This is a genomic window from Streptomyces sp. NPDC022552 (assembly GCF_055561875.1).
This window is the reverse complement of the sequence record NZ_JBVHGJ010000008.1, coordinates 315,728-334,045: the sequence shown is the minus strand read 5'-3', so window position 1 is coordinate 334,045 and position 18,318 is coordinate 315,728. Positions and strand designations below refer to the sequence as shown.

The following is an 18,318-nucleotide window of genomic DNA, read 5'->3' as shown; positions in this document are numbered from 1 at the left end:
AGACAGAACACCTCACGGGGAGCGACCTCGAGATCGATGCCACGCAGGATGTGCGCCGCGCCGTAGGACTTGTGGACGCCCTCGGCCTTCACCATGGCGGTCATCGCGTCGCCTCCGGGGAACGCTTGAACATGGTCAGGTTGGTCCGGATGCGCTGCAGCGGGGTAGGCGGCAGGCTGCGCAGAGAACCACGGGCGAAGCGGCGCTCCAGGTAGTACTGACCGACGCTGAACACGCTGGTCAGGGCCAGGTACCAGATGGAGGCCACGAACAGCATCTCCATGACGGCACCGGCCGTGCTGCCGATGTTCGAGGAGGCCCTCAGGAGCTCCGTGTACTGCACCGCCGAGACCAGTGACGAGGTCTTCAGCAGGTTGATGAACTCGTTGCCCGTCGGCGGCACGATCACGCGCATCGCCTGCGGAAGAACGATCCGGCGCATGGTCTTCGTCTGCGACATGCCGAGCGCGTGCGCCGCCTCGGTCTGCCCCTCGTCGACCGACTGGATGCCGGCGCGGACGATCTCCGCCATGTACGCGCCCTCGTTCAGGCCGAGGCCCAGGAGCGCGACCATGAACGGCGTCATGACGTCGACGGTCTCGTTCTTGTAGATCGGTCCGAGGTTGATGTACTCGAAGATCAGCGACAGGTTGAACCAGACCAGCAGCTGGACGTAGACCGGCGTGCCGCGGAAGAACCAGATGTAGAGCCAGGCGACCGCGCCGGTCACCGGGTTCTTCGAGAGCCGCATCACGGCGAAGACGACGCCGAGGACGAGGCCGAGCGCCATGGAGGCGACGCTGATGATGATCGTGTTTCCGAGGCCCTCGAGGACCGAGGGGTCGAACAGCTTGTCCCAGACCGTGTCCCAGAGGACGTTGCCCTGGGAGAAGGCGTAGACGAGCCAGCCGAGCAGCGCGACGACGACGACGGCGCTGATCCAGCGGCCGACGTGCCTCACGGGAATTGCCTTGATCGCCTCGTACGGAGAACCCGAGGCGCCGGGCCCGACCGGACTGTCGGCCGGACCCTTGTCGATCTTGTCAGTCACGATGACTGCCCTTCAGCGGAGCGTGGCGATCACTGACCGGCGTTGACGGTGGCCTGCTTGACGGCGCTGTCCTGGACTTCCCACTTCTCCAGGACCTTCTCGTACGAGCCGTCCTTGATGATCGCGTCGAGAGCTTCCTTGACGGCGTCACGCAGCTGCGTGTCGTCCTTGGAGACACCGATGCCGAAGAGGCCGACGTCGCTCTGGCTGCCGACGACCTCGAAGTCGTTGCCGCCGCCCGAGGTCTTCGCGATGTACGCGGCGACCGGGTAGTCGTTCAGGTCGGCGACGGCGCCACCGGCCTTGACGCGGGTCTGGGCCTCGGCGTCGGTGTCGAAGGCCTGGATGGTGAGCTTGTTCGCGCCGCACTTCTCGGCCTGCGCCTTGAAGGTGTCCTCGTAGATGGTGCCGCGCTGGACGGCGACCGTCTTGCCGCACAGGTCGTCGAGGGAGTTGATCCCCTGCGGGTTGCCCTTCTTGACGAGGAGCGAGACGCCGGAGCTGAAGTAGTCGACGAAGTCGATGCCCTTGCCGATCTTCTTGCCGCTGTCGTCCAGGCCCTCCTGCCGCTTCTTGTTGTCCGTCATCGAGGACATGATCAGGTCCTGGCGGCCGGTCTCCAGCGAGGTGATCAGGCCGTCGAAGGTGCCGGAGGTGAACTGGAACTTCACACCCAGCTGCTTGGAGAGCGCCTCGGCGATGTCGGGGTCGACGCCGACGATCTTGCCGCCCTCGGTGTACTCCATGGGGGCGTACGAGGCGTCCGTGCCGACCTTCACGACACCGGACTTCTGGATGTCGGCCGGCAGCTTCGAGAAGAGCGGGGCGTTGCTGGCGGCGCCGCTGGTCGTGCCGCCCTCGGGGGTCGAGCCGCCCTCGGTCTGGTCGCCGCAGGCGGTCAGCAGCATGGAGCCGGCGACCGCGATGGCGGCGACCGCGGCAAGACGGGAGGTGCGGGTCTTGGCGGTCGTACAGCGCGTGGAGCGTGCGGTCATGGTCGGGTTCCTCCGGCGTGTGAGGGAGTTGCCATAGGCCGCAGCACGCACCTTCGGGTGTCGCGACCTCGTGTGATTACGCGCATCTTGCCATTCGGACTACCCGAATCGGACGGCCTCGCATGTCAAAATCGGATAACGGGTGACCCCCGAATCCCGACAGGCCGGTACATCAAGGCCGGACCTTCTCCGGAGATATCTCCCTACCGCCGGAAAATCTGCGGTTGATCTCGCCATTCGGACGACACGAAGACCACGATTCGGTCTACCCCCGAACGTATCCGGACATCGGGTGACCCGCCTGATGTACGCAAGGTGCCAATACGGCTGTATGAGCCACATCACCGCTCCGTATTGGACTCGTCTACGGTGATGTACGTCCGGTAAGAAGGATCCTTACACCCCTCATCCGGGGCTCAGGGCGCGTTGTGCGGCGCGCCCGCGCGGTTGCCAGACACGGCGACCGCGGGACCCGCCCACCCCTCAACCAGGAGTGGCCACCCTCAAATGAAGAAGACTTAAGGGGTCAACCCAATGGCAGCGGAGATCGTCAATCCTCGCAGCGAGAGCGGTACGGAAGGGGCTCAGGAGCCCTTCGATCCGGCCTTCGCGCTGCACCGCGGCGGCAAGATGGCCATCTCGGCCACGGTGCCGCTGCGCGACAAGGACGACCTGTCCCTCGCGTACACGCCCGGCGTCGCCAAGGTGTGCACCGCGATTGCCGAGCAGCCGGAACTGGTCCACGAGTACACCTGGAAGTCTCAGGTCGTCGCGGTGGTGACCGACGGTACGGCAGTGCTCGGACTCGGCGACATCGGCCCGGAGGCCTCGCTTCCGGTCATGGAGGGGAAAGCGATCCTCTTCAAGCAGTTCGGCGGCGTGGACGCGGTGCCGATCGCGCTCGCGACCACCGACACCGACGAGATCGTGGAGACCGTCGTCAGGCTCGCCCCGTCCTTCGGTGGAGTGAACCTGGAGGACATCTCGGCGCCGCGGTGCTTCGAGATCGAGCGCAAGCTCCAGGAGCGCCTCGACATCCCCGTCTTCCACGACGACCAGCACGGCACCGCCGTCGTCACCCTCGCAGCGCTCCGTAACGCCGCGAAGCTGACCGGCCGCACCCTCGGCGACCTGCGCGGAGTCATCTCCGGCGCCGGTGCGGCGGGTGTCGCCATCGCCAAGTTCCTCCTCGAGGCGGGGCTCGGTGACGTGGCCGTCGCGGACCGTAAGGGCATCGTCAGCCTGGACCGGGACGACCTGACCCCGGTCAAGCGCGAGCTCGCGGAGATCACGAACAAGGCGGGCCTCTCCGGCTCCCTGGAGACCGCCCTGGCCGGCGCGGACGTCTTCATCGGCGTCTCCGGCGGTACGGTCCCGGAGGCCGCGGTGGCGTCCATGGCGCCGAACGCGTTCGTGTTCGCCATGGCCAACCCGAACCCGGAGGTCCACCCCGACGTCGCGCACAAGTACGCGGCCGTCGTGGCGACCGGCCGTTCGGACTACCCGAACCAGATCAACAACGTGCTCGCCTTCCCGGGCATCTTCGCGGGCGCCCTTCAGGTCCGCGCCTCCCGGATCACCGAGGGCATGAAGATCGCCGCCGCCAACGCGATCGCCGACGTCGTCGCCGACGAGCTCTCCGCCGCGTGCGTGATCCCGTCGCCGTTCGACGAGCGCGTCGCCCCGGCCGTCGCGGCCGCGGTCGCCGCCGCCGCGCGCGCCGAGGGCGTGGCGCGTCGCTGACGCGTCCGGTACGCAGCGAAGGGCCGTCCCGGAACCCGGGGCGGCCCTTCGTCACGTGGAGGCCGCTCCGGGCGCGCGCGGAGGCTCTGATTCCGGCGCCCGGCCCGCTCCCGGCAGGGTCGCGGCGGGCGCGCGCTGATGCGTGTGTCACATCCGTGTGTGGTTCCGTCGCGCGGGTGGGGGACCCTACGCTCGGCCCATGTTCGCTGCCTACGCCGCCCGAATCGACCGCGACCAGCCCCTGAACGGCCTTGAGCTGGGGGAACGGCCCGAGCCCGAGGTGCGTCCCGGGTGGACCACCGTCACCGTCAAGGCCGCCTCGCTCAACCACCACGACCTCTGGTCGCTGCGCGGGGTCGGACTGCCCGAGGAGAGGCTGCCGATGATCCTCGGCTGCGACGCCGCGGGCATCGACGAGAACGGCGACGAGGTCGTCCTGCACTCCGTCATCGGCCAGTCCGGCCACGGGGTCGGCCCCGACGAGCCCCGCTCCATCCTGACCGAGCGCTACCAGGGCACCTTCGCCGAGCGTGTCACCGTGCCCTCCTGGAACGTGCTCCCCAAGCCCAAGGAGCTCTCGTTCGAGGAGGCCGCCTGCCTCCCGACCGCCTGGCTCACCGCGTACCGCATGCTCTTCACCAACGCGGGCGTGCGCCCCGGCGACTCGATCCTCGTGCAGGGCGCGGGCGGCGGGGTCGCCACCGCCGCCATCGTCCTCGGCAAGGCCGCGGGCCTGCGGGTCTTCGCCACCAGCCGGGACGAGGCCAAGCGGAAGCGGGCCGTCGAACTCGGCGCCGTCGAGGCGTACGAGCCGGGCGCACGGCTCCCGAAGCGCGTGGACGCCGTCATCGAGACCGTCGGCGCCGCCACCTGGTCCCACTCGGTCAAGTCGCTGCGCCCCGGCGGCACCGTGGTGATCTCGGGCGCCACGAGCGGCGACCGCCCCTCGCACGCCGAGCTGACCCGGATCTTCTTCCTGGAGCTGAAGGTCGTTGGCTCCACGATGGGCACCAAGGACGAGCTGGAGGACCTGCTGTCGTTCTGCGCCGCCACGGGCGTCCGGCCGGTGATCGACGAGGTGCTGCCGCTGGACCGGGCGCGCGAGGGCTTCGAGAAGATGGCCTCGGGCGAGCTCTTCGGGAAGATCGTCCTGACGAACCCTTGATGGATCGTCAGATCTGCTGATGGGATCTCCGGCACCGCGCTCATGCCGAGCGCCTCGTGCCGGAGGTTTCCTTGTTACGAACGACCCTTGCCGCGGGCGCCGTCGTCGCCGCGCTCCTCGCCCCCGCGGCCGCCCGCGCCGACAGCGGAACAGTCGAAGCGGCCGGGACGACGGCCGGAGCGGCCGGAGGGACCGGTGTACCCGTCCTCACCGACGACCGCGGCCGCGCACTCACCCTGCGCGGCTGGAACGTCGAGGACAAGGTGAACCGCGGCGACCAGGCCCTGTCCGCCGTCACCGAGCGGCACTTCAGGGACATGCGCGCCCAGGGCTTCAACTTCGCCCGGCTGCTCGTCTTCTGGGACGACCTGGAACCGAAGCGCGGCCAGTACAGCCAGGCCTATCTGCGCAAGATCGAGCGCGTTCTGGACTGGGCTGAGAAGTACGACGTCCACGTCCTCATCGACGCCCACCAGGACGTGTTCGGGCCCGCCTTCGGCCACCGGGGTGTGCCCGCGTGGGCGACCAGGACGGACGGCCTGCCCTTCACCCCGCACCCGGACGACTGGTTCGCCGAGTACTTCGAGCCGGCCGTGCAGCGCGCGTTCACCCATCTCTACGAGGACGAGGACCTGCGCCGCGCCCAGGCGGCGATGTGGCGCGTGCTCGCCGACCGCTTCGAGGACCACCCGGCCGTCCTCGGCTACGACCTGATCAACGAGCCGATGGGGGAGCTGCGCGAGGGCGAGGACCTGCCGACGGCCGCCCGGCGGATCGAGCGCGAGCAGCTGACACCGATGTACAACCGGCTCGCGGACGCCGTCCGTTCGGTCGACCGGGACACCTGGATCTTCGTCGAGCCGACCCCCATCGTCGGCGAGGGCGTGCCGACGGGCCTCGGCAGGATCGACGACCGGAAGATCGTCTACGCCCCGCACTTCTACAACACCGCCATGGAGGCGGGCGCCGACTACGACCCGGCGGCGGGCTGGATCGAGACGTACGAGCAGGCAGTGACCCGATACCCCGAGGAGTACAAGGTCCCGGTCGTCGTGGGGGAGTGGGGGCCGCTCAACAACTCCCTGCCGAACATGAACCGCTTCTACCGTGAGGCGATGGCCTCCCTCGGCCGGTACGGCAGTGGGTGGGCCGGCTACGTCTGGTGCTACGGCGGCGGGTACTGCGCGGTGGACGGCGCCGGGGTCTTCCGTACGAACAAGGAGCTGACCGCCGAGCCGTACGCGGAGGCGGTCGCGGGCACGGTCACCTCCTCGTCGTACGACTCCGGAGCGGGCGTCTACCGCCTCGCGTACGAGTCGTCCCGGCGCGGCGCCCGGCTCACCGAACTGTCGCTCCCCCCGGGCGCCTGGCAGGTGGCGGCCCGGGGGAAGGCGGTGGTGCTCCGCGAGAGCGCGGGCAAGGGCAAGGGCGCGGGCAAGGGCGAGGTCGCCGGCAGGGCCTGGGTGCTCGCGGCGCCCGGGGCCCGGGTGGCGGTGACGGTCACCCGGGAGGCCCGCTAGGCGTCCTTACGCTCCGGGCGCAGCAGGGAGGTGATCCGGTCCGCCGCCGTGGACAGATGGCGGCGGGCCTCGGTCAGCTGGGCCGCCGTCACCCCGTGGTCCCGGGCCGCGTCGCGGACGTCGTCACGGAAGCGGTCCAGGAGCCGGTCGAGATCGCGGGCCGGTTCGCCCGTCGACTCGACCGTCGTGGCCCACTCCGAGACGGCCTCCTCCGGGGAGGAGGCACGGCCCGACGCCTTGGGGTGCGTCGTGCCCGTGACCAGGCCGCCCAGCTGCGCGGTGATGTCCGAGATGCCCTCCCAGACCCCTGACGGCCAGTCGCCGCGCGAGAAGCGGTCCTGGACCTGCTCCTGGACCTGTTGGGCGATCCGCTGGAACTCCCTGGCCTGTCTGCGCGCCGACTGCGCCTCCTCGCGGGCCTGGCGGGTCTGTTCCCGCCACTCCTGCTTGGCACGGCGCAGTTCGTCCTTGGCGTCGGCGAACGAGGAACCCTTCTGCCGGGTCTCGCTAGCTGCCGCGCGCATCTCGTTGCGCAGCTTGCCCGCCGCCCCGCGCACGTCGTCGCGGATCTCGGCGGCGAGCTCGGAGACCGACTCGCGGATCTCCCGCTCCAGATCGTCCAGCTCGCCGCCGCGGCCGGCGAGCTCCGCCCGGCCCGCGTCGGTGATCGAGTACACCTTGCGGCCGCCCTCGGTGGCGTGCGTGACGAGGCCCTCGGCCTCCAGCTTGGCGAGCCGGGGGTAGACCGTGCCGGCGGAGGGGGCGTACAGCCCGTGGAAGCGCTCCTCCAGGAGTCTGATCACCTCGTAGCCGTGGCGAGGGGCCTCGTCGAGGAGCTTGAGGAGGTAGAGGCGCAGTCGGCCGTGGGCGAAGACGGGCGGCATGTCAGAGCACCTTTCCGGAGGCGTGATCGAGGTCGTCGGACGGGACCGGGTCCGGGCGGCGCAGGAGGGCGATCGAGCCGGAGACCGTCGTGGCCCTGAGCGTGCCGCGGCCCTCGCCGAGGGTGCCGGTGATGGTCTTGGTCCCCCACTGCCCGGTGACCCGCAGGTCGTCGAACGCGTTGGAGACGGAGCCGCTCGTGGTGCTCGCCTCGACCCGGGCGTCCGTCGGATGCGGGATCCGGATGGCGACCTCGCCGGAGACGCTCGTGAGCCGGATGTCGGCGGGCGGGCCGTCCAGATCGACGGCGTCGAGATCGATCACCATGTCCCCGCTGACCGAGTCGGCGCGCACGGAGGATCCCGAGCCGTCGATGACCGTCAGATCGCCGGTCACCGTGTTGACCCGCAGCGCGCCCGTGACCGACTGGGCCTCCAGAGAGCCGGAGACGCTCTCCGCGTGGACCGGGCCGCAGAGCCCGACGAGCGTGGTGTCGCCCGTGACGCCCTTGACGTCCGTACGCCCCTTGATGCCGGAGATCACCGCGCCCGCGCTCACCACGCCCACCTCGACGTCCGCACCGGCCGGGACGGCCACCGAGACGACGGCCCTGCGGCGGTGCCCCTTGCGGTCGAACCACTTGAGGAAGCCCTGCCAGTGCAGGTCCTCGTACGTGACGGTCAGGGTGGAGCCCTCCTGGGTCACGATCAGCGGCGGGCCCTGGATCTCGGACACCTCCAGGCGGGCGGTGCTCTCGGAGGTGCCCACCACGTTCACCGTGCCACCGACGACACGCACCTGGAGGCGGCGCACGGGGTCGGTCAGCATGAGTCTCGTCGGCTCGGCCACGGACCACTCTGTCATCGTGCTGACCTCCCGGTTCGGTGACGCAACATATCGCGTCCTCGATAGACACGATATATCGCGGTACCGGGAAGTCAACCCCCGTTCGACGGGGACGCGGGTGAGCAATCAACCTCGTACCCGGACAAATTGGCCTAGCGTAAGGCCCATGAACGCGACATCCGGACCGAACCCCGTCGGCGCGCTGCTGCTCTGCCGCGCCGAGCCCGCGGCGGTCCGCCCACCGGCCCAACTGCTGCGCGAAGAACTCCTCCTCGCCCCGGCCGGAACCGAATGGAGCGTCCTCGTCCCGGAGGGAAAGCCCTGGCTCCACGGCGGCGAGCCCGTCGAACGGGTCGTCAGCGGCTGGGCCACCGCGCTGGCCGTCTCCGCCGCCACCTGGCCCGTCCTCGCGCTCTGGTGGGACGCGGACCGGGCCGGATTCGTCCTCGCCGCCGGATTCCGCCGCACCGTCGGCTACACCTGGCTCGCGGACGGCACACCGGTCGGCGAGGACGAGGCCATGCGCACCTTCGCGGCCCGGCTCGCCCTCGACCCCGTACTGGACGTCCAGGCGCTGGACCGGCTCACCGGGCCCGACAAGGACGCCGACGCGCACGCCCGGCTCGTCGGCCTGACCGCCGTCCTCGCCCGCCTCGGCCTGGCCCTCCCCACCGGACTCACCCCCGGCGAGAGCGCCGACCGGCTCCGCTCCGTCGCCCTGGCGCAGGGGGCCGAAGAGCTCGAATGGGCCGGCTGGCGCGACGCCGTACGCGCCGAACTCGACGCGGTGGAGGGCGGCCCGCTCGGCCCGTATCTGCGCGGCCCCAGGGCCCGGCTGCTCGGCGCGGCCCAACTCGGGGCGGGGCTGCCGCTGCTCGTCTGGGGGGTCGGCCGCCGCAGCGGCGGCTGGACGGCGGCGGGGGTGCTGCTCGTCGCGCACGGCGCGCTGGGACTCGCGTACGACCGGCTGCGCGGTGACCGGCTGGGCGTCGTCCGACCGCGATCACGCGGTGGACGCCCCTTCGGTCAGTGACCCCGGACGGGGCCCCGGCTCGTCGTCACTCGTCCTCGTCCTCGTCGTCCAGACGGGCCAGCCAGGTCGCGAGGCGCTCGACGGGCACCTCGAAGTCGGGGTTGAGGTCGACGAACGTACGCAGCTGCTCGGCGAGCCACTCGAAGGAGACCTCCTCCTCGCCGCGCCGCTTCTCCAGTTCCTCGATGCCACGGTCAGTGAAGTACATGTGATCAGGATAGGCCGTGGCCCCGACGGCCCCTCGCGCTCGTCAGCGGCAGGGACTAGCCTGCTTCATCATCGTTTCGGGGAGCGGGGGGCCGCTGTGACGCACGGGATCGCTCGGATACGACTGGACGACGGCACACCCGTCTGGGCCCGCATCAGCGAGCCGGAGGAGATCGGCCGGGGCGGCGGCTTCACGGACACCGGCATCGGCGACCGGGTGATCTCGATGGCCGGGGGGCTCACCGACGTCGTGCGCGGGGTCGTCGGTTCGCTGCGGGGCGGGCTCGACCCCCAGTCGCCGGTCGAGGTGGCCGTCAGTTTCGGCATCGAACTCTCCGCCCAGGCGGGCAAGGTGATCAGCGTCCTCGCGGAGGGCGGCGGTACGGCCTCCATCTCGGTCTCCCTCACCTGGACCGAACCGGGCCCTGCCCCCACGGCGGCTCCCGACGCGGAGTCCGTGGCTCCCGGCCACGAGGCCGACCCGGCCGCGGCGCCCGGATCCGGTCCCGCGCGCGTGCCCGGTCCCGCGCCGGCGCCCGACACCGGACCGCTCCACCGTCCGGCGGCCGATGGCGCCGTATGAGCGCCTTCGAATCACTCGTGCGCCCCGCACTGGTACGCGTCGCGGCTCCCGGTGACGGGTATGACCCGCTCGGCGACCGGTACTGGGGCACCGGCTTCTTCATCGCCCCCGGCTGGGTGCTGACCTGCGCCCATGTCGTGGCAAAGGGGGGAAGCGCGGTGTGGAAGGGCGAGCGGGCCGTCGGCATCGTCTGGGACGGCGGCGTGACGACCGGCGAGGTCGTTCTGGCCAGCCCGCGCCCCGCCGTGCCCGAAGAGGAGCTCCACCGGTGGGACTTCCCCGACCTCGCGCTGGTCCGCGTCCCCGACGCCAGGGACGCGAGCTGCGTACGGCTCAGTGAGCGCCGGCCCGTGATCGCCGAGCCCATCCCGGTCGGGCTGCACGGCTGGTCCCGGGTGACCGGCCGGCTCGGCATCCGCGAAGCCGTCGGCGAGGTCCACGGTGTCGACGGCGAGGCGCTCCTGCTGCGCGGGACCCAGCCCGTGGAAGGACTCTCCGGCGGACCCGTGGTCGACCTCGACCGCGCGGCCGTCATCGGCCTCAACAAGGGGCGCGGCGCGGACGAGGGCGCCGCCGTCCCCATCACCTCCCTGCGCCGGCTCTACCGGGAGCGCGGCGGCGAAGTGCTCTCCGAGGTCATGCGCGAGCACGACCGGCACCACCTCGCCCGCTACCGCTCGCTCTCCGGCGAGCCCGACTGGACCAGGGCGCAGCTCCGGCACCGACCGCCCACCGTCCAGGGCGGCCTCGACCCCGGACGCCGGATCCATCTGTACGGACGGCTGGCCGAACTGCCCCAGCCCGGCGGGCCGGGCGACGTGCTGCACCTCGTGGACGAGGCCAGGCGGCTGACGGTCGGCCACGACTTACGGCCCGTGCTCGAAGTCGCCCCGCGGACCTGGCGGGAGGGCGTCGGACTGCTCCACGAGCTCCACGATCCGACCCATGAGCAGGAGACCGCGTCCGGCCTCGGGCTGAACGCCGTGCTCGTCTACGCGGCGAAGGTCGTGCGCCACGTCAGGGAGCGGCACGGGGAAAGCCAGGCGATCCGGAGCCTGGCCGGCTGGGTCACCGACGCCGCCGCGGAGACCCCGCTGCTCACCCGGCAGGCGATCGCCGCGGTGCTGGCGGCCGGCCGGCCCACCGGCGGCCTCCCGGTCCGTGGGTCCGGGGCCCGGGCCGACGTCCTGGTCGAGATCGACAGACCCCGGTACGGCAGAAAGTTCCCCTGGCGGGTGAAGCTGCTCTTCGACGGCCACACGATCACCCCGCTGCACGGGGACGACGAGGGCGTCGAGCGCGAGTGGCTCCGGGACACCCTGCGCGAGCCACTGGCGGACGCGCTGGCCCGGGGCGACCGCGGGGAGCATCTGGCCGCCGTCGAGGCGCTGTTGCCGCGCGAGCTCTTCGACGAACCCCTCGACACCTGGCGGCTCTCACCCGACGACGAGCTCTTCGACGAGCGCTCGCTGCCCCTGGGCCACCGCAGGATCGTCGTCATACGGGACGCGGCCCGCCACGCGCGACCACCGGCGCCCGAGTGGCACACGCGCTGGCGGACGGCCGGTCTGGGGCCGCTGCGGGCGGTACCGCTGCGCGCCGAGGTGCTCACGGCGGGAGGGGACGCCGCCCACGCGGCGCGGACCCGCCGGGAGTCCCCGCGTCAGGCGTGGGTACGGCTCTCCGAGGCCGAGGCCGGCTCGGTGCCTGTGTACTGCGGCCCCGTGGGCAGCGGCGACGGACTCAAGGCCATGGCCGCCGCGCTGGCCGCCGGGCACCCCATCGCCCTGTGGCGCAGCGGCGCCCACGACCACGCGGACTGCGCCGAGTTCCATGCGCGGGCGGACGGGCTGCTCGCGGAGGCGGGACGGGCCGACGCGCTGCACGGGCCGGTCATCTCGCTGCGTAAACGGGTGGCCGCGGACGCGGACCTCATGGGTCTGGACACGCTGTGGGACGCGGACCTGGACGCCGGCGCGGACGGGAGCCAGGCGCCCGGGACCGCAGCCGGAACCGGGGCGGAGGCAGCGAACGGAGCCGGAGCCGGGGCCGGAGCCGGGGCCGGGGCCGGGGCCGGGGCCGGGAGCGGGACCGGGACCGTGGAGGCCGTTCCGCCGCCCGTCCGTTCCGCGCATGCCTGGGCGGAGCATCTCGCCGTGTTGTTCGACCCGCCGGACCGGCCCCCGCACGAAGATCCACTCCAGGGCCCGCCGATGCTCGGCGAGGAGGAGTGGTGACCGTGCGAGCGACTCCGCGAACACCCGGACAATTGGTCCGGTTTGAGCGTCGGCAGCGCCGGGGGCCGGGCGGTATTTTCGACGGGCCGGGCCATGACACCACAGCCAGGAGGAGTTCATCGTGAACGATTGGCGGATCTACCGTGGTGCCGGCCACCCGCACGACGAGATACAGCGGTTGCCCGCACCGCCGCCGTGGCGGGACTTCTCGACCGGCGGGGCCGACGACACCCTCGCCGGGTCCGACCGGCGGCTCGGGGTGCGCCGCCGCCTGGTCCAGAACCACCACCCCCGCCCCGCCGAGACCGACGCCGTCAACGCGGCGCTCTATCTGCGCCGGCCGCTCCTGGTCACCGGCAACCCCGGCACCGGGAAGTCCACGCTCGCCCACGCCGTCGCCCATGAACTGGGCCTGGGCCGCGTGCTGCGCTGGCCGATCGTGAGCCGCTCCACCCTCCAGGACGGGCTCTACCGCTACGACGCCATCGGTCGGCTCCAGGACGTCCAGCTGGAGCGCGCCCAGGCCGGGTCGACGGTGCCCGCCGCGACGCCCGCCGGCATCGGCTCGTACATCCGGCTCGGACCGCTCGGCACGGCGCTGCTCCCCTCCGAGCAGCCCCGCGTCCTGTTGATCGACGAGCTCGACAAGAGCGACCTCGACCTGCCGAACGACCTGCTGAATGCCCTGGAGGAGGGCGAGTTCGCCATTCCGGAGCTGGAGCGGCTGGCCGACCGCGAGCCGGTGGTCCAGGTGCTGACGGACGACGGCCGCAAGGTGCCCGTCCAGGGCGGACGGATCCGCTGCTCGACGTTCCCGTTCATCGTGCTCACGTCCAACGGCGAACGGGACTTCCCCGCCGCCCTGTTGCGCCGCTGCATCCGCCTGGAACTGGAACCGCCGGGTGAGGAGCAGCTCGGCGCCATGATCGAGGCGCACCTCGGGCCCGACGCGGCGGCCGGCGAAGAGGGCCTGGTAAGCCGCTTCCTGAACCGGGAGCCCGGCGAGGTCATCGCCACCGACCAGCTCCTGAACGCGATCTATCTGACCCAGCACGCCCCGCGCACCGAGCGGGTGACCCGGGAACGCATCGCGGACATGCTCATGCAGCCGCTCGATCAGCCGAGGTGATGGCCGGATGCACCGGATGCATCTGGAAGAGCTCACCCGCAGACTGCGGGCCGGTGGCCAGGACCCCACGGCCGAGGAGGTCGCGGACGCCGTCTGGCTCGCCCAGTGGCTGCCGCGTGCTGCCCGGGACCCGTCGGACGGAGCCGTCGACGGCGCGGAAGACGGTCGGGCTGAGGATTCGGACCACACCCGGGGGCCCGAGGAGGGGCGAGATCCGGCCACGGGACAGGGCGGCGGCGACCCCGGGGATCCCCTGACGGGTACGGCCGCGGACGGCGAGGACGTTCCGGGGCACAACACCGGTACGGGACCGGGCCAGGGCACGGGCGCCGCCGCGACTCCCGGTGACGGAGCCCGGCCCACGCGCCCCTCCGACGACGTCGACATCGCGCTGCTCGTCGGACCCGGTGGCCACGGCGGCGCCCGTACGGAGCGCAGCAGGACCCTCCCCGTCCGCGCACCCGGGGCCAACGCCCTGCCCGGCCTCCTCGGCCTCCAGAAGGCGCTCCGCCCGCTGCGCCACTACGCCCACTTCCCGGCCCGGCCCGGCGAAGGCCTCCTCGACGAGGAGGCGACCGCCGAACGCAGCGCCGCCGCGGGCATCCTCACCCCCGTCCTGCGCCCCGCCGCGGGCCGCCGCCCCGACATCCAGCTCCTCATGGACTCCGGCCCCGCCATGGTCGTCTGGACCCGCATGGTCGAGGAGCTGCGCCAGGCCTGCCAGCAGTCCGGCGCCTTCCGCGACGTCCAGGTCCACCGGCTGTACGACACAGGCGAGGGCGCCCCGCTGGTCACCACCACCTCGGGGGCCGACGGCAGGCCCCGGCTGCGCCCCGGCGACCAGCTCCACGACCCCACCGGCCGCCGCCTCACCCTGATCGTCAGCGACTGCGTCGGCCCCCTCTGGCAGCGCGGCGCGGCCCAGCGGCTCATCCACCAGTGGCCCCGGCAGTCCCCGCTCGCCCTCGTCCAGCCGTTGCCTCCGAGGCTCTGGCCCCGGACCGCGCTGTCCGTCGAAGCGGGCCTGCTGCTCCGCCCCGCGTCCCCCGGCGGACACACCGGGTTCCAGGCCGACGAGGAGCCCTGGGAGCCCGCCGCCCCGGACATCCGCGCGGTGCCCGTGCTCACGCCCACGCCCGAGGCGTTCGCCTCCTGGGCGCGGCTGCACGCCGGCCACGGCTCGGGCGCGGTGCGCGGCTGGGCCGCCATGATCGCCCCCGAACCACCGCGACCGTCCGCGCCGTCGACGGGCACCGCGCGGACCACGCCTCCCGGCCGGGCCCGCGTCCCGCGCAGCGACGAGGAGCTGCTGCGCGCCTTCACCGCCGGCGCCTCACCCGGCGCGCTGCGGCTCGCCGTCCATCTCGCCGCCGCCCCGCTCGCCCTTCCCGTGATGCAGCTCGTGCAGCGCGCCATGCTGCCCGACACCGGCCCCATGGAGCTCGCCGAGGTCCTGCTCAGCGGACTGCTGCGCCAGCTGCCCGGCCCTTCCCCGTACCCCTGCTTCAGCTACTCGCCCGGAGTCCAGCAGCATCTGCTCGGCTCCCTGGACCGAAGCGCCGCCGCGCTGGTCCTCAAGCACTGCTCCGAGTACGTGGAACGCAATTTCGGCCAGGGCATGCGCAACTTCCCGGCGCTCGCGGCCGCCCAGCTGGCCGGCCACTCCACGGACGACGGCCGGGCGGCGGCGGCCGGCACGATCGAGGGGACCGACGAACCGACCGGACCGGTCGGCACGGAACCCGAACTCTTCGCCCGTATCCCCGCGCGCGTGCTCCGCTTCTACCACCCCGACCTGATCACCCCCGATCCGCTGGCCGCCGCACGACGGCTCTTCGACCAGTGGCTGGGCCAGTCCGACCCCTCGCTCCTCGTCCGGGCCCGCCAACAGGCCGAGGCCGCGCTGCCGGAGCACCCCGTCGAGGCCGGGATCCTGCTCGGGCGCGTGCTGTACGCGGAGTCCGGCACCGCCGCCGCCCGGGGCAGCGAACGGCGCCGGGAGCTGCTGACCCGCGCACTGTCCGAGCTGGAGCGTGCGGGAGGCCGCGCCGCGCCGGGCAGCGCGGAGTGGGCCGAGGCCCGGCTCGAACAGGCCGTCGCGCACCACGGGCTGTGGCGCCACACCACCGACCCCGTGCACCTCGACCACGCCCTCGCCGCGCTCCTCGGAGACGTACCGGACTGGCCCGAGGACCACCACCACACCCTCCACCTGCGCCGCGGGCGCCTGCTGCTGGCGCGCGGCGACGGGGCCGCCGCGGCGACCGAACTCACCACCGCGCTCTCCCTCCGGGAGAGCGGCGCCGCACTCCTCGACCTGGCCGACGCCCTGCACCTCGCCGGATCCGGCCCGGCCGAGATCACCCCCGTACTCGACCGGGCCGAGGAGCACCTCGGCGACAACGTCGCCCTGCGGCTGCGCTGGACGACGGCGCGCGCCCGGCTGTACGACACGGCCGGCGACGGACCTGCCGCGGACACCGCCTACGAGGAGGCCACCCTGCTCGCCCCCGCCGACAGCGGACAGCGCGGCCGGATCCTGATGTCCTGGGGGGAGTCCCTGATGCGCCGCGCGGCGGTCACCCCGGGCCAGGCCCCGGTCGACCGGGCCGAGGGGGTCCTGCGCGAGGCACTCACCCGCCTCCCGGCCGACGCGCCGGAGCGCGCCCGGGCCAGGATCCTGATCGGCAGCGTCCTCGCCCTGCGCTTCCACCGCGCCGGGTTCCTGCCCGACCTCTTCGAGGGCCGCCACCTTCTGGAGCAGGCCGCCCGCACCACCCAGGACATCGGGCTGCGCTCGGAGGTGTGGCTGCAACTGGGACGGGTGAGACTGGAGTTGAGTGAGTCCGCCCGGGACGGTGTCCTCGGTGACGCGCTCACGGCGTACGAACGGTCCTGGGAGGACGCCCGGTCGGCGCACGGCGACACGCCGGGCACGATCACCGGTGCCCGCGCGCTGCACGCGCAGGGAGCGGTGCTCCGGCTCATGGGCCGTACGGGCAGGGCGCGCGAGGTGCTGCGTGCCGCGGCCGAGCAGTGGCAGCGGCTGACCGCCGCGCTGGTGGAGGTGGACTGGAGCGACGTCGAACGGACCAGGAGGCTCCTGGCGGAGGTGAGCGCGGACCAGGACCTGCCCCATGCACCGCCGTCCGGTGAGGACCGACGCCGGACCGCGCCGCCGTGGTGGGCGTGGAGCGATTCGGGCGGGTAGGCGAGGCCGGAGAGCCGACACGGAGAACGGCTGGATAACGGGGGCGCGAATGGGCGCAGTTGAGTCGAACGGGTTTCTGACTTCCTGGCGTCGGGAAGAACCGCTCCGCCGCTACGACCGTGGGGGACATGCGTCGGTGGGGAGGAGCCGAGGGTGTCGGAGCACAACGAGTGGGCGACCGGTGTCGACCGTGACAACGGCCGGTCCGCGCACCTGCCCGATCTCGCCGCTGTGGACCTGCGGACCCTGCGTGGCCTGGACGATCCCGAACTCGCGGCCGCGGTCGAGCTGGTGCTGCTGCGCTCACCCGAGCTGGTCGACGCGTGGTGCGAGGGCGCGGGGGACCGAGCCGCCTGACGAACGCCGCGTCGACCGTCTGTTTCCGGCCGGATCCTCACGATGGCCGAGGGTCTGCCGAAGGAGGCGGGAATGAACTTCGCGCCCCTGCCCGCGGGGGTCTTCACCGAGCTGGCCCGCACCCGCCCGGCCCCCGCCGACGTCGCCCTGCTGCGCTCCGCGCTCCACGCGCGGCGCCTGCTGCTGCTCAAGGCCCTCCTGGTCCGCGTCCACCGGCACCGTGAGGCGGTCGACGCCGCCGTGTTCCGCCGCTTCGAGGACTCCTGGCACCTGCTCGAACGGGCCGAGAGCCGCAACCCCGACGTGGTACGGGACGTGCTCGACTACCCCATGACGGGTGCCTGGCTGGCCGCCGCGCTCGCCGAGCCGGTGGGCCCGGCCCTCGACCGCCACCTCGCCCGGCTGGAAAGCGTCGCGGTCACCGCCGCCCTCCGCGCCGACTGCTCCCTCGACCTCACCCTGGAGCCCCCCGACGGTCTGCTGTCGCTGCCCGGAGTGGGCCGGCAGACCACGGACGGCCGGCGCCTGCGGATCAGGGCCGGATCCCGTGTCGCGCGCATCCACCCCGAAGGCCCGACACCCTCGGCCCCCACCGTCCTGCTGCTCACCGACCGGCGCACCGGCACCCTCGTCGGCCGGGGCCCGGGCTGGGACGGGCTGCACACCCTGCCCGGCTCCACCGCGCGCCTCGACGACCTCGACCCGTACCGGGTGCCGCCCGGCGGGATCGGCACCCCGCCCCGTACCGCGGCCGACCCCACCGACACCGACCCCGCCCTCTGGTCGGCGCGCTGGCGCGGGGCGCAGGCGCTGCTCGCCGACACCGACCCGGGACGCGCCGCCGAGATCCGGCGCGCCCTGCGCGCCGTCGTCCCGCTGCTGCCGCACGGCCCCCGCTCCCTCGGAGCCACCCTGCGCTCGGCACCGGGCGCCGTCCTGACCTCCCTGCCCGCCGGGGCGCAGGACATGGCCGAGACGCTCGTCCACGAGCTCCACCACAGCAAGCTCGCCACCCTGCACGAACTCGTACCGCTGTACCGGCAGGGCAGGGCTGCCGTGCACCGGGTGGGCTGGCGCTCCGACGCCCGGCCCATCGGCGGAGTGCTCCAGGGCGCGTACGCGCACCTCGCCCTGACCGATCTCTGGCGGCGCGCCGCGACCGCCCACGCGGCGCCCCGGCCCTGGCGGTCGAGCGCCGGGCAACAGTTCGACCATATGCACGATCAGGTGGGCGAGGCGCTGACGATCCTGCTTGAATCCGATGAACTGACCAATGAGGGACGGGAGTTCGCCCAGCAAATGAGGCGGCATCACGCGAGCCTCGGCGCGGCCCCCCGGGCAGCTGGGTAACACTGTGCC

At 72.7% G+C, this 18,318-nt stretch carries 15 protein-coding genes and 1 pseudogene; 10 read left to right on the top strand and 6 right to left on the bottom strand.

What is annotated here, in order from left to right:
* The 3 genes and pseudogenes from ACZ3OF_RS22715 to ACZ3OF_RS22705 all read right to left on the bottom strand — a co-directional run.
* Window positions 1-95: pseudogene (locus tag ACZ3OF_RS22715) on the bottom strand (ectoine/hydroxyectoine ABC transporter ATP-binding protein EhuA); the annotation flags it as partial.
* A gap of 5 nt (window positions 96-100) precedes the next feature.
* A complete protein-coding gene (locus ACZ3OF_RS22710; protein ID WP_361672696.1) occupies window positions 101-1,051 on the bottom strand; it encodes an amino acid ABC transporter permease in 951 nt (316 codons plus the stop codon).
* Window positions 1,052-1,080: 29 nt separating this feature from the next.
* The gene (locus ACZ3OF_RS22705) at window positions 1,081-2,046 is read right to left on the bottom strand and encodes an ABC transporter substrate-binding protein (RefSeq protein ID WP_361672693.1); all 966 of its coding nucleotides are present in this window, start codon (window positions 2,044-2,046) and stop codon (window positions 1,081-1,083) included.
* Window positions 2,047-2,580: 534 nt separating this feature from the next.
* Between ACZ3OF_RS22705 and ACZ3OF_RS22700 the strand changes: the two genes are divergently transcribed.
* From ACZ3OF_RS22700 to ACZ3OF_RS22690, 3 genes are all read left to right on the top strand, one after another.
* Window positions 2,581-3,789 (top strand): NAD(P)-dependent malic enzyme, encoded by a 1,209-nt coding sequence (locus tag ACZ3OF_RS22700; RefSeq protein WP_361672690.1) that lies wholly within the window; start codon window positions 2,581-2,583, stop codon window positions 3,787-3,789.
* A 199-nt stretch (window positions 3,790-3,988) separates the two neighbouring features.
* Window positions 3,989-4,954: a zinc-binding dehydrogenase gene (locus ACZ3OF_RS22695; RefSeq protein WP_361672688.1), complete on the top strand. Its 966-nt coding sequence runs from the start codon at window positions 3,989-3,991 to the stop codon at window positions 4,952-4,954.
* Window positions 4,955-5,025: 71 nt separating this feature from the next.
* Window positions 5,026-6,474 carry a cellulase family glycosylhydrolase gene (locus ACZ3OF_RS22690; protein WP_361672685.1) on the top strand — a complete coding sequence of 483 codons (1,449 nt, stop codon included), beginning with the start codon at window positions 5,026-5,028 and terminating at the stop codon, window positions 6,472-6,474.
* Here ACZ3OF_RS22690 and ACZ3OF_RS22685 read toward each other — a convergent pair.
* Window positions 6,471-7,358: a PadR family transcriptional regulator gene (locus ACZ3OF_RS22685; protein WP_361672683.1), complete on the bottom strand. Its 888-nt coding sequence runs from the start codon at window positions 7,356-7,358 to the stop codon at window positions 6,471-6,473. The two genes, ACZ3OF_RS22690 and ACZ3OF_RS22685, sit on opposite strands and share 4 nt — an antisense overlap.
* A gap of 1 nt (window position 7,359) precedes the next feature.
* Window positions 7,360-8,220, bottom strand: coding sequence for a DUF4097 family beta strand repeat-containing protein (locus ACZ3OF_RS22680; protein WP_361672681.1), 861 nt, complete (start codon window positions 8,218-8,220; stop codon window positions 7,360-7,362).
* Between the two features lie 148 nt (window positions 8,221-8,368).
* Here ACZ3OF_RS22680 and ACZ3OF_RS22675 point away from each other — a divergent pair, with 148 nt between their 5' ends.
* Entirely contained in the window at window positions 8,369-9,235 is an 867-nt protein-coding gene (locus ACZ3OF_RS22675) for a hypothetical protein (RefSeq protein WP_361672679.1), read from the top strand.
* 25 nt (window positions 9,236-9,260) lie between these two features.
* Here ACZ3OF_RS22675 and ACZ3OF_RS22670 read toward each other — a convergent pair whose 3' ends face one another.
* Entirely contained in the window at window positions 9,261-9,443 is a 183-nt protein-coding gene (locus ACZ3OF_RS22670; RefSeq protein ID WP_037695221.1) for a DUF6104 family protein, read from the bottom strand.
* A 96-nt stretch (window positions 9,444-9,539) separates the two neighbouring features.
* Here ACZ3OF_RS22670 and ACZ3OF_RS22665 point away from each other — a divergent pair, with 96 nt between their 5' ends.
* From ACZ3OF_RS22665 to ACZ3OF_RS22640, 6 genes are all read left to right on the top strand, one after another.
* Window positions 9,540-10,025 carry a CU044_2847 family protein gene (locus tag ACZ3OF_RS22665; RefSeq protein ID WP_361672676.1) on the top strand — a complete coding sequence of 162 codons (486 nt, stop codon included), beginning with the start codon at window positions 9,540-9,542 and terminating at the stop codon, window positions 10,023-10,025.
* On the top strand, window positions 10,022-12,262 hold the full coding sequence (locus ACZ3OF_RS22660) for a VMAP-C domain-containing protein (RefSeq protein ID WP_467306439.1): 2,241 nt from the start codon (window positions 10,022-10,024) through the stop codon (window positions 12,260-12,262). The genes ACZ3OF_RS22665 and ACZ3OF_RS22660 overlap by 4 nt, the downstream gene beginning before the upstream one ends.
* A 121-nt stretch (window positions 12,263-12,383) precedes the next feature.
* Window positions 12,384-13,391: an AAA family ATPase gene (locus tag ACZ3OF_RS22655; RefSeq protein WP_361672672.1), complete on the top strand. Its 1,008-nt coding sequence runs from the start codon at window positions 12,384-12,386 to the stop codon at window positions 13,389-13,391.
* Between the two features lie 7 nt (window positions 13,392-13,398).
* The gene (locus ACZ3OF_RS22650) at window positions 13,399-16,602 is read left to right on the top strand and encodes an SAV_2336 N-terminal domain-related protein (RefSeq protein WP_361672670.1); all 3,204 of its coding nucleotides are present in this window, start codon (window positions 13,399-13,401) and stop codon (window positions 16,600-16,602) included.
* A gap of 153 nt (window positions 16,603-16,755) precedes the next feature.
* The gene (locus tag ACZ3OF_RS22645) at window positions 16,756-16,959 is read left to right on the top strand and encodes a hypothetical protein (RefSeq protein ID WP_361672668.1); all 204 of its coding nucleotides are present in this window, start codon (window positions 16,756-16,758) and stop codon (window positions 16,957-16,959) included.
* Window positions 16,960-17,031: 72 nt separating this feature from the next.
* Window positions 17,032-18,309 (top strand): aKG-HExxH-type peptide beta-hydroxylase, encoded by a 1,278-nt coding sequence (locus ACZ3OF_RS22640; protein ID WP_361672665.1) that lies wholly within the window; start codon window positions 17,032-17,034, stop codon window positions 18,307-18,309.
* Window positions 18,310-18,318 lie beyond the last annotated feature (9 nt).